At 47.7% G+C, this 11,929-nt stretch carries 9 protein-coding genes; 1 reads left to right on the plus strand and 8 read right to left on the minus strand.

All coding sequences use genetic code 11. The features are described from left to right. Positions 1–212 precede the first annotated feature (212 nt). The 7 genes from nqrF to K2G43_RS06860 all read right to left on the minus strand — a co-directional run bounded on the left by nqrF (position 213) and on the right by K2G43_RS06860 (position 7,937). Entirely contained in the window at positions 213–1,481 is a 1,269-nt protein-coding gene (gene nqrF / locus K2G43_RS06830) for an NADH:ubiquinone reductase (Na(+)-transporting) subunit F (protein WP_297643881.1), read from the minus strand. An 18-nt stretch (positions 1,482–1,499) separates the two neighbouring features. Beyond that, positions 1,500–2,126, minus strand: coding sequence for an NADH:ubiquinone reductase (Na(+)-transporting) subunit E (nqrE, locus tag K2G43_RS06835; RefSeq protein ID WP_297643882.1), 627 nt, complete (start codon positions 2,124–2,126; stop codon positions 1,500–1,502). A gap of 86 nt (positions 2,127–2,212) precedes the next feature. Next, positions 2,213–2,848 carry an NADH:ubiquinone reductase (Na(+)-transporting) subunit D gene (locus K2G43_RS06840; protein WP_297643883.1) on the minus strand — a complete coding sequence of 212 codons (636 nt, stop codon included), beginning with the start codon at positions 2,846–2,848 and terminating at the stop codon, positions 2,213–2,215. A 4-nt stretch (positions 2,849–2,852) separates the two neighbouring features. Next, a complete protein-coding gene (locus tag K2G43_RS06845; protein WP_297643885.1) occupies positions 2,853–3,542 on the minus strand; it encodes a Na(+)-translocating NADH-quinone reductase subunit C in 690 nt (229 codons plus the stop codon). Between the two features lie 105 nt (positions 3,543–3,647). Continuing rightward, the gene (locus K2G43_RS06850; protein ID WP_300153721.1) at positions 3,648–4,823 is read right to left on the minus strand and encodes an NADH:ubiquinone reductase (Na(+)-transporting) subunit B; all 1,176 of its coding nucleotides are present in this window, start codon (positions 4,821–4,823) and stop codon (positions 3,648–3,650) included. Positions 4,824–4,943: 120 nt separating this feature from the next. Next, positions 4,944–6,293 (minus strand): Na(+)-translocating NADH-quinone reductase subunit A, encoded by a 1,350-nt coding sequence (locus K2G43_RS06855; RefSeq protein ID WP_297643888.1) that lies wholly within the window; start codon positions 6,291–6,293, stop codon positions 4,944–4,946. Positions 6,294–6,536: 243 nt separating this feature from the next. After that, positions 6,537–7,937, minus strand: a complete 1,401-nt coding sequence (locus K2G43_RS06860) for a C1 family peptidase (RefSeq protein ID WP_300153724.1) — start codon at positions 7,935–7,937, stop codon at positions 6,537–6,539. A gap of 156 nt (positions 7,938–8,093) precedes the next feature. Here K2G43_RS06860 and K2G43_RS06865 point away from each other — a divergent pair, with 156 nt between their 5' ends. Beyond that, on the plus strand, positions 8,094–9,299 hold the full coding sequence (locus K2G43_RS06865) for a BamA/TamA family outer membrane protein (RefSeq protein ID WP_297643890.1): 1,206 nt from the start codon (positions 8,094–8,096) through the stop codon (positions 9,297–9,299). Positions 9,300–9,515: 216 nt separating this feature from the next. Here K2G43_RS06865 and K2G43_RS06870 read toward each other — a convergent pair whose 3' ends face one another. Next, positions 9,516–11,291, minus strand: a complete 1,776-nt coding sequence (locus tag K2G43_RS06870; protein ID WP_297643891.1) for an oxaloacetate decarboxylase — start codon at positions 11,289–11,291, stop codon at positions 9,516–9,518. Positions 11,292–11,929 lie beyond the last annotated feature (638 nt).

An 11,929-nucleotide genomic window follows, 5' to 3' on the forward strand; every position in this document is an offset into this window, starting at 1 on the left:
TCCTACAGCTAAAAGACAAACGGCCCATACTTTTACTGCATTCTTTTTCATAGTAAAACTATTAGTTTAATGATTTATCTGACAAAGATAATGAGAATCCTCGTATTATCCGTATTACGATATAAAAAGGATATCAAAAGTGACAAAACAAAAAACTCCGGCAAGGCCTTATGCCCTACCGGAGTTCTTACTATTTTGCTCAACGAAATAAATTATCCGCCGAAGTTATCGTACATAATGGAGCTTTCCTCTACGCCGAGGTCGGTAAGCATAGCTACCACAGCCTTCGACATCGGGCCAGGACCACACATGTAGTATTCGATGTCTTCCGGAGCCTCGTGGTCTTTCAGGTAAGTGTTCAACATCACCTGGTGAACGAAGCCTGCGGTGTACTTCACGCCGGCTGCATCGGCTGCAGGGTCCGGACGGTCCAGCGCCAGATGGAAGTGGAAGTTGGGGTACTCCTTCTCGATGCCGAGGAAGTCGTCCAGATAGAACACCTCGTTCAGCGCACGGGCACCGTAGAAGTAGTGCATTTCGCGGTCTGTCGTATGCAACGTCTTCGTCATGTGCATAATCTGCGCACGCAACGGAGCCATACCGGCACCACCACCTACCCAAATCATCTCCTTCTTGGAGTCGAAGTGCGGGTGGAAATCACCGTAAGGACCACTCATAGTCACCTTGTCACCCGGTTTCAGCGTGAAGATGTAAGAAGAGGCGATACCCGGATTTACATCCATGAAGCCGCTGCGATCTGCCTTGAAGGGCGGAGTGGCGATACGAACCGTCAGCATGAACACGTCGCCTTCGGCAGGATAGTTTGCCATGGAGTAGGCGCGAATGGTAGGTTCGGGGTTCACGCACTTCAGCGGGAAGAGGCCGAACTTCTGCCATGCGGGCAGATATTCGTCGCCAATCAGGCTCTTGTCGATGTCCTTGTCATAGTCCATGGAGAATGCAGGAATCTTGATCTGGGCGTAAGAACCCGGCAAGAAATCCATGTGAGCGCCCTTCGGCAACTGCACCTTGAACTCCTTGATGAAGGTGGCAACGTTCTGGTTGCTGATAACCGTACATTCGTACTCCTTCACACCCATCACTGATTCGGGCACCTTGATACCCAAATCGCCCTTCACCTTGCACTGGCAAGCCAGACGCCAATTGTCTTTGATCTGCTTACGGGTGAAATGTCCCTTTTCAGAGTCCAAAATCTCACCGCCACCTTCGGGAACCTGGCACTTGCATTGTCCGCAAGAGCCCTTTCCACCACAGGCAGAGGAGAGGTAGATGCCATTTTCGGACAATGTGCTCAGCAAGCTGCCGCCCTGTCCTACGGAAATGGTATCTTTACCATTAATGGTAATGTTTACGTTGCCCGACGGTACCAAGAACTTCTTAGCCACCAGCAGGACTACTACAAGCAGGAGAACAACCGTGAGGAATACTCCGATACTTGCCAATATCATATTCATATCCATAGTTATTATTCCTTTCTTTTAGATGTTCAAACCAGAGAAACACATAAATGCCATTGCCATCAAGCCTACGGTGATAAACGTGATGCCCAGACCTTTCAAAGGAGCGGGAACGTCAGAGTAAGCCATTTTCTCACGGATAGCAGCCAGACCCACGATAGCCAGCAACCAACCGATACCGGAACCCAAAGCATAAGAGATAGCATCAGCGATGCCACCGATGAATTTCGGGTCGCTCTCGCCCAGCGTAATGCGCTGCTGCATGAAGAGCGAAGCACCCATGATGGCACAGTTTACGGCAATCAGCGGCAAGAAGATGCCCAGTGAAGCGTACAGCGAAGGACTGAAACGCTCTACAATCATTTCCACCAACTGAACGATGGCCGCAATCACGGCAATGAAAAGAATAAAACTCAGGAAGCTGAGGTCAACGCCTTCAATGATAGCGTTGGCAGCCAGCACCTTGGTCTGCAACAAATAGTTGACCGGAAGCGTAACCACCAACACGAAAGTTACGGCGATACCCAGTCCTACGGCAGTCTTCACATTCTTCGACACGGCAAGGTAGGAACACATACCGAGGAAGAAAGCAAATATCATGTTGTCCACAAAGATGGAGCGGACGAATAAACTTAATAAATGTTCCATGTTTTATTAATTTATGATTTATGATTCATGATTTATCAGCACTCCGTAATGTACCGAAGGAAGTAAATCCGGAATCACAATTCGCATCATTTTTCTTGCAATTCTTTGTGACGGGCACGCTGGTACCAAATGATACAAGCGCAGATAATCAATGCCATAGGCGGCATCAACATCAGACCGTTGTTCACATAGCCAAGGTCCTTCAGCCAGTCGTGATTCAGGATATTGAAACCGAGCAGCGTTCCCGAACCCAAAAGTTCGCGGAAGAAAGCCACGATTATCAAAATTTTAGCATAACCCAAACCGTTGCCCACACCGTCGAGGAACGATTCCCAAGGACCGTTCTGCATGGCAAATGCTTCCAAGCGACCCATCAGGATACAGTTTGTGATAATCAGACCTACATAGACGGAGAGCTGCACACTAACATCGTATGCAAACGCCTTCAGCACCTCACTAACAATGGTTACCAAAGCGGCCACCACCACCAACTGCACAATGATACGGATACGGTTGGGAATAGTCTTGCGCAACAAGGAAATCACCACATTGGCAAATGCCGTAATCACCGTTACCGAAAGACCCATCACGATGGCAGGCTCCAACTTGGCCGTAACAGCCAAAGCGGAACAAATACCCAATACCTGCACGGTAACAGGGTTGTTCATACCCAGCGGAGTAGAGAATACTTCTTTATTCTTCTTTGAAAATAGTTGTCCCATATTCTTATTCCTCCTCATTATTATTAGTTAAAAAGTTCTTGTAGTTGCTCAGACAAGCCTTCAGCATGGCATCCACACCGGTAGAAGTGATAGTACCACCGGAAATACCGTCCACCTGACAATCGGGGTTCTCCACCTTGCCGTTCTTCACAACACTAAGGACAACCTCACCGTTAGCCAATGTTTTCTTGCCGGGGAACTCACCTTGGAAGTGTGCACTTGCAATTTCGGCACCCAAACCCGGAGTCTCGCTGGCATGAGAGAAGTAAACACCGTAAACGGTATCTTTGTCACTGTTCAGCGCCACATATCCCCAGATGGCACCCCAAAGACCGGCACCATAAACGGGGAACACATATTTTTTCTCGCCGTCAACCTCTGCTACAAACACGTGCAGACGGTTGTTCTCTTTGGCTTCCCTCTCATAAGCGGTAGCAAACGCACCGGTATTCTCTGTCAGCGTACCATCGGCGTTCATCAGCATATCGCCCTTTACATATTTATTATATTCTGCTTCGGCATCCTTCACATCTTTGATGTTGAGGGCAGCAAGAATTTGCTTCTTCGTGTCAAGTTCCACGTTCTTGTTCTGCGTCTCGCGCAGCGAAGAGCTTACGAATGCCAGCAGGAATGCAACGATAACAACCATTACCGCAGCATAAATGATAGTATAACTATTACTATTGGTATTCATCTTGTTTAATTTTGAATTTTGAATTTTGAATTTTGAATTATCAACCTTGAACCATGGCTTTGAAATCCGGACAAAATTCATAATTCGTCATTCATCATCCATAAATTATTTAACTGCGCGTTTTTCGCGACGGCTGATATTGTTCTGTACCACACAGTAGTCAATCAGCGGAGCGAAGATATTCATCAGCAGGATGGCAAGCATCATACCTTCGGGATAACCGGGATTCAGCACACGGATGATGATGGCCATTGCACCAATCAGGAATCCGAAGATGTACTTACCAGTCTCCGTACGTGCCGATGTAACGGGGTCGGTAGCCATGAATACGGCACCGAAGCAGAAACCGCCCAACACGAGGTGTTCGTACCAAGGCATCTGAGCCATAGCCGTATCAGGACCGATGGCATTGAACACGAAGGCCATGAAGGCACCACCTACAAATACAGAGAACATGGTCTTCCAGCTTGCAATGCCCGTCCACAACAGCAGAATGGCACCCAAAGCGATGGCAATCACACTGGTTTCACCGATAGAACCCGGGATGAGGCCGCAAACCATGTCGCACAACGAATAGGGCATCTCTACCGCCTGTCCTGCCGGAGTAGTGGCGGCAATACCCAGCGGAGTAGCTACCGTCAAACCGTCAACCGTCTGACCCAGACCGAAGATGCTGTCGCCCGATACCCAAACGGCATCACCGGACATCTTCGTAGGATAGGCGAAGAACAGGAACGCACGGGTAATCAAAGCCACGTTGAACACATTCATACCAGTACCGCCGAATACCTCCTTTGCAAAAATTACAGAGAACGCAGTGGCAATGGCAAGAAGCCACAGCGGGCAATCTACCGGCACAATCATCGGAATCAGGATACCGGAAACCAAGAAACCTTCATGAATCTCTTCGTTCTTCCATTGAGCTACTGCGAACTCAATACCCAGACCGACCACGTATGAAACAATGATTTTAGGCAATACAGCCAAGAAACCGTAAGCAAACATTTCAATGAAGCTGCCGGCAGCACCGGTAGCGTGGAAATGTTGGTAACCTACGTTATACATACCGAACAACAGCGCCGGTATCAACGCAATAACCACTATCGACATGATACGTTTGCTGTCGATAGAGTCGTGAATATGCGTTCCCGATTTCGAAGTGGCGTTGGGCACAAACAAGAATGTTTCGAAGCCGTCGAACACCGAACGAAATGCGTGGAGTTTGCCGCCCTCTTCAAAGTTCGGCTTTATCTTGTCGAGATAATTTCTTAACGCTTTCATTTATTAAATTGATGATTGAGAATTGAAAATTGAGAAATAGGCTGCGCCATGTCCGGACATCCCAATCGCAATGTTTCAACTGTCATTTTTTAATTTTTAGTTTTTAATTTTCAATTCAGCTTATGCCATTTCCGCACGGAGCATATCAAGTCCCGCACGCACGATGCGTTGTACCTCTACCTTAGAAGAACATACAAACTCGCAAAGCGCAAAGTCTTCGGGAGCGACTTCATAAATTCCCAAAGCTTCCATACGGTCGATATCGCCTGCAATGATAGCCTTTACCAAGTATTCGGGATAGATATCCATCGGGAACACACGGTCATATTCATTGGACATGATCATGTGACGCTCACCACCCTTGATACGGGCATCGATTACATACTCCTTCTTGCCCATCAACCAACTGAAATAAGAGCGGTTGACACTGAACTGATTGAAGCGTGGCATGATCCATCCCAACATTTCGTGGGTTTCATCTCCTTCGGGAATAACCGTCAGCTGGCTGTCAAAAGCACCGAGATAACCATTCGGAGACACTTTCTTGCCTGTCAGCACGTTACCACTGATATAGCGAAGATCTTTGTCGGCAGCCACGTTTCCTTTGAACACATTGGTCAGCAAGGCGCCTACCTTCAACTTGCAGTAAGCAGGTTTCAACACTTCGGAACCGGTTACGGCCACCGTACGGGTCAAATCTACGCGACCGGTATTCATCAAACGGCCGATGAAGATAACTGCTTCAGGAGCAATCGTCCACACTGTCTCGCCTTTCACGATGGGAGAAACGTGGTTGATTTGCACACCCACATTACCTGCCGGGTGAGGTCCGTCGAAAGTGGTAATGACAACATTCTTAGCTTGTACAAGTGCGGAAGCCGTCTGCTTCACACTGATACCCAGATACGTCTTCGCCATCTTCGCCAAAGCGTCAAGTCCGGTTTGGAAGTTTGCCTCCTCTCCTTTCAAGACAAATTCAAAATCGGGAGCCAGCGGATTGCTGTCGAAAGCAGAAACGAAGATAGCTTTCGGAGTCACTGTCGGATCAGCGATTACGTCATACGGACGTTGACGAATGAAAGCGAACATACCGGCTTTCAGCAATGCTTCCTTCACTTGTCCACCGTCCATCTTGGCAGGATCCATCTTGCCAAATTCCTCGTAATCTTGCTCAGTGGCAGCTTCTACAACGATGTTCAGCACCTTACGGCGTGCACCACGCTCCACGCTTGTCACTACGCCACTAACGGGCGAAACAAAATTCAATTCAGGATGATTCTTGTCAATAAACAAGGGTCTCCCGGCCATCACATATTCCTGTTCTTTGACTACCACTTTCGGAGTAATGCCTGTAAAATCATCAGGAACCAACGAATAGAATCCCGGTTCTTTAACGGACATAAACTCCTGGACAGCAGCACCTTTCAGGTTAATGTTAAGGCCTTTGCGTAATTTAATTACATTTGCCATGCGTTTATTTAAAATAATGGTTTCATTAATTTGCTGCAAAAATAACAAAAAAGAACGTGAACAAAGAGAAAAAAGAAAGGAATTACGGATAAACTTCCGCAATTCCTTTCGTTAACGGGCACGAAGAGATTTATGATTTCTGATTTATGATTTATAACTTTAGCCTGACAGCGCATTTAAACCGCATGGCAAATCATAAATCTAAATCATAAATTTGAAATCATAAATCTGAAATTCAAATGCTTATTCCTCCTCCGCAAACATGGGATCCCATGCAGGGAGGCGAACCGGTTTTTGTTTAAATATTTCCATCACATTGGCAGGTACATATTTGGTCTCTACCACCAAACGGAACATATATTCATTGAACCATTCATCAGTCATGATAAGATGTCCCTGATAACCGCTTCCGGCTCCCCAGCTATTCTCGACCATCCATTTTACGGGTTTTCCGTCTTTGTTCAAGTCAACAGCCATCAAAGTCATTGCGTGAGACGATCCACTGGCAAAGGTCTGGATACGTTGCTTCTTATCCATACCGAACGTGGTTCCCATCAACGACTCATAGTCGTAATTTTTCACATCAAGCAATCCACGTCCTGAATCCAGGAATTTACCCACATCACAAGAGAAGTACATCATCGTGCTATCCTTCAAAGAAGCAATCGCCATCTCCTTGATATCTTCTATAGGCAGGTTGACGTATGTCCAGTTCTTACCGTCATAACGGTGACGGTCATAATCTATCTCATAGCATTTGTAGTATTCGCGACTGGGGTCGTTCATCAGCATCACATAGTTGGACAGCAGCTGCTTGTCACCATATTTTTCCAAGAAAGACATCGGAGTGTGATGTTCGGTCTCCACCGGATTACCCTTGGCATCATAGCGCACATAATCGAACTCTGTAGGAGGAACCCCAAGATTCAGCACCAGCATGCGATAAACGGTTCCAAGCATCGCTGTCTTTTCTTTCTCCAAAACGGCAGGCTTGGCACCTTCCGCAATCATGTCACGCAATTGCAAGCCATACTCTTTCAGTTTCAAAGAAATCAGACTCGCCATGCGGGAAGTGTTCTCACTGCTGTTTGTTTCAGGCATTGCCTCTTTGGGAACCAATCCATACTTTGACACAACATCAGCAACACCGGTGAACGTACCTCCATCACTCAACGGATGCTGAAAGAGCCATTCCACCGTCTTGTCATCCATAGGACTTTTGCCGGTATCGATGACACCCTGCAAAAAGAGATTCGCCTTCTCCAATTGATCCCAGAAGAAAGGATACACCTGCGAGAATTGGAAAGAGCCCAAATCATATTTGGCAATCGCTTTGGAACGCATCACGTTCAACCCCGTAAACAGCCAGCAACGACCGGACGACTTCTGGTCAGTAATCCCCTTGGAGTTGACCTTAATAGAGAAATGGGTATCCATTCCCTTCATATTCTCCTGGTTCAGCGACAACTTACGGATATCATTGTTGCTTATAGCATTACGAAGCGCCTTATCGGCTGCCGTACCTTGATAACTCTGCTTGATTTGCTTCAGCATATCAGCATTGATACCGCCTTTTCCATCTTGTGCCTGCAACGAAAAGAGTGCGGCACCAACCACAATTACGGATAAAAATCGTTTCTTCATTTTTTTAACTGTATGTTTTTTAGTTATTGATTTGATTGCCACGCAAAGATAGTCTCTTTTTTTGATTATTTTAGTGCCGTCTTTAGATTTATTATCCATCCAAAAGAAAACTATTCCGAATATATTAGTTTCCTTTGCACTCACATTTCGCAAAATATGAAAAGATACATAGTTGGTTTAATTACGTCCGCATTGTTTGCCACAACCCTTGCCGCACAAGAAACGCAAACAAATGTCATAACAAATGACAGCACTCCCACGCTCACTAAAAAGGAGCTACATAAACAAAAAGTAGCACGCCGAAACCTGCATTACAACATTTTGGGCGGACCCAGCTATACACCCGACTTCGGAGCCGTATTGGGAGGAAGCGCCCTGATGACCTTCCGCATGAACCCCGGCGACACCACACAACTGCGCTCCGTTGTGCCCGTGGCCATCGCCTTTATGTTCAATGGCGGCATTAACCTTTTTTCCAAGCCGCAACTTTTCTTCAAAGGCGACCGTTTCCGTATCTTCGGAAAATTCAGCTATAAGAATACAGAAGAAAATTTCTACGGCATCGGCTACAGCACCAACAAAGACTATATACGAAGCGACAGCACCAGCAAGTATAAATATAGCGGCATACAAATCAATCCTTGGTTCCTGTTCCGGTTAGGCAACAGCAATATTTTCGCCGGTCCGCAAATCGACATCAATTACGACCACCTGACAGAGCCCGGAAAGTTTCTGGCAGACGAGCCCTCGTACAAAAAGGCGGGCGGTACAGCCCACGGCTACAACAACTTCAATTCCGGTGTCGGTTTTCTGCTTACTTACGACAGCCGCGACCTCCCCGCCAATGCCTATCGCGGCACGTACTTGGACTTCCGCGGCATGATGTATGCCAAGTTCATCGGCAGCGACCAGACCTTCTATCGGTTGGAAATAGATTACCGGCAATACAAATCGGTCGGCAACCGCAAAGTGTTTGCCTGGACTGCTCAAACCAGAAACGTATTCGGCGACATACCCTTGACGCAATACTCCCTGACCGGCACCCCCTTCGACCTTCGCGGTTACTATATGGGGCAATATCGAGACAAGTCTTCACACGTGATTCTGGCTGAATACCGGCAGATGTTCAACACAGATCGTAGCACATGGATAAAACGGGCCATCCACCATCTGGGCTTTGTGGCATGGACCGGCTGCGGCTTTATGGGTCCCACTCCCGGCAAAATAGAAGGCGTATTGCCCAACTATGGCGTAGGAATACGCATCGAAGTACAGCCACGCATGAACGTCCGTTTGGATTTAGGGAAAAATACAGTGAACAACAATACATTGTTCTACTTCAACATGACGGAGGCATTCTGAACACCGGACAAACAAACATGTGAAAGCGCTTGAAACACTCTTTTGGCATCTAAAAAACAAGATACTTTCCATCCCCTACTACATTCCTTTTCATGAACATCCATGTTATGGGGATTCAACTACCTGCGCAAGTGCAAAGGCAACGCAAACGGTGAACAGCCTGCGTCCTTGCGCCGCATGGTTGTTCACCGTCCATCGTTTATCCTTGGTCAGTCTCTACGCAAAGACATCACTTCTTTCAATATAAGCTATCGCTTCGCCCTTGTTGACCACATCGCCCTGCTTGGCACAGACTTCCACCACACGTCCGGCGAATCCGGTCTTTATCTTCTCATATTCTCCCCACGGCGTGGATATATAGCAGAACACCTCATCGGCTTGATAGCCACGACCGATGAACGGAGCGGAAGATGGTCCTTCGACAGAAACTTCCCACAACACCTGTCCCTTTGAAGGGGCAATTACAGGGTCGGCCTTGGTGCGCTTCAGCCTCTTGATTTCCTCTTCCGAGAATCCGCTCTTTGCCATCGCCGCGTCCTTGGCACGCTGCAAGTCGTCTTCAAAACGCTTTTTGGCGACACCCGACTTATAATCGCGATACTGGCGGTCGTGCATAGCCAATTCGAAGAGTTCTTCATCATCGTCTCCATACGCCCAGCCATTCTCGTCCATCTCCTTCCGATACTCATCCAACGCATCCGGATAGTTCGACTGCGGGTCGGTGTCAACAAACTCATACCCCTTGGATTTGGCAAGTTCCACGATTTCGGGAGCCAGCACACCTGGAAGACGGCCGCTCTTGCCCAAAATCATATTCCATGTATGGCTGTCAATCATCGTCCAGCGTTCCTCTCCCTTCACGCGCTGCATCACGTTCATCAGCGCCACGTTCTTCACGTATTGGCTGAAAGGAGTCACCAAAGGAGGATAGCCCAGCTTAGGCCATACATACTCCACTTCGTCAAACAGCATCACAAGCAGGTCGTCTATGTTGAGTTCCGGTTCGTTCTTGCTTCTCAATATCATATTGATGCCGGCATGCACACCCTTCAGGTCCGCCATCATCGAGCCCATCATGCCGCCGGGCAAACCGCATTTCAACAGCAGCGATGACGTATGCTTATTGGTAGCGTCCATGAAATAGCCCAAAAAGTCGTCGATGAACTCCTGCGTCATGGCACGGGCCTTCATATACGCCTTCATGTTGATTTCGGGCACCCGGAAACCCTTGTCCTTCAGCATCGCCTGCACGGAAATGACATCCGGATGCACCTTGCCCCACGACATGGGCTCCATCGCCACGTCGATGATGTCGGCACCATTCTCGCAAACCTCCAGAATAGATGCCATGGAGAGTCCGGGACCGCTATGGCCATGATATTGTATCAGCACTTCGGGATGCTTCTCCTTGATAGTCTTTACCAGCTCTCCCAACATGCCCGGACGGCCGATGCCCGCCATATCCTTCAGACAGATTTCCGGTGCTCCGGCTTCAATCATCCGGTCGGCAATACCGGCATAGTATTCCACCGTGTGGACAGGAGAATAAGTGATGCAAAGCGTAGCCTGCGGTATCATGCCCGCCTCCAGCGCATACTTGATGGAAGGAATGATATTCCGGATTTCATTCAGCCCACAGAAAATGCGGGTAATATCCACCCCTTGCGCATGTTTCACCTTATACATCAGGCGACGCACATCTGCCGGAACAGGATACATGCGCAGCCCGTTCAGCCCACGGTCGAGCATGTGCGTCTGAATGCCCGCCTCATTGAAAGGTTTCGTAAAGGCACGCACCGCCTTATTGGGGTTTTCGCCATACAAAAGATTTACCTGCTCAAAAGCGCCTCCGTTGGTTTCAACCCGTGCAAAACAGCCCATTTCAACAATCAATGGAGCGATACGTACCAACTGATCTACCCGGGGTTGGTATTTTCCGGAAGATTGCCACATGTCTCGGTAAACAAGACTGAACTTAATTTCCTTTTTCATTTTGTCAACAATAAGTAGGTTTTTCATTTCGGTTAACTGAATATAACACAAATATAGAGGATTTTTCCGACATATTGCCAACATTATGACAGAAATATTCAGGCTGATTATATGTTATATATCATTATCCGCTTGTGTTCTTCTCCTTCGAAAGCATTAAAGAAGGTAAACACAATGCTTCGGCAACTGCATACATGCACAAGCGCATCGGCTTTGCCCCCTAAGCCGCAGGCCGGTTGATAGCTCCTCTAAAAGAAGTCGAAAATCATAAATATTTACACTCAGTTCTTTACTCCCGAAAATTCCTCCCCACTCCGCTCTTCCGGTCCGCGTCTTGTCAGGCCTTTTTCCGCTCCGTAGTTTCTTCGGTGTTTCTTCGGACGTTCTTCGGACGTTCTTCGGTCCTAGGGAGTGGAGTTTGTCCGAAGAACGTCCGAAGCCGAATAGGCCCTGATAGGGGTCGGTCAGGAAGCAGACAGGGAAAACGGGGAAGAAACGGGAAAAGGAGATTTTTTCACCGAAACGTGCCGGACGCAAAAAGAGGACAGAAAAATAATTTACATGCAAGAAGATATCCGGTACGCCGCCACGGCTCCATTTAAAACCGGTCCTCACTTTTCGGACAAAGAATCGAGCGG

The organism is Bacteroides sp., from assembly GCF_029057325.1.
Taxonomy (GTDB): Bacteria; Bacteroidota; Bacteroidia; order Bacteroidales; family Bacteroidaceae; genus Bacteroides.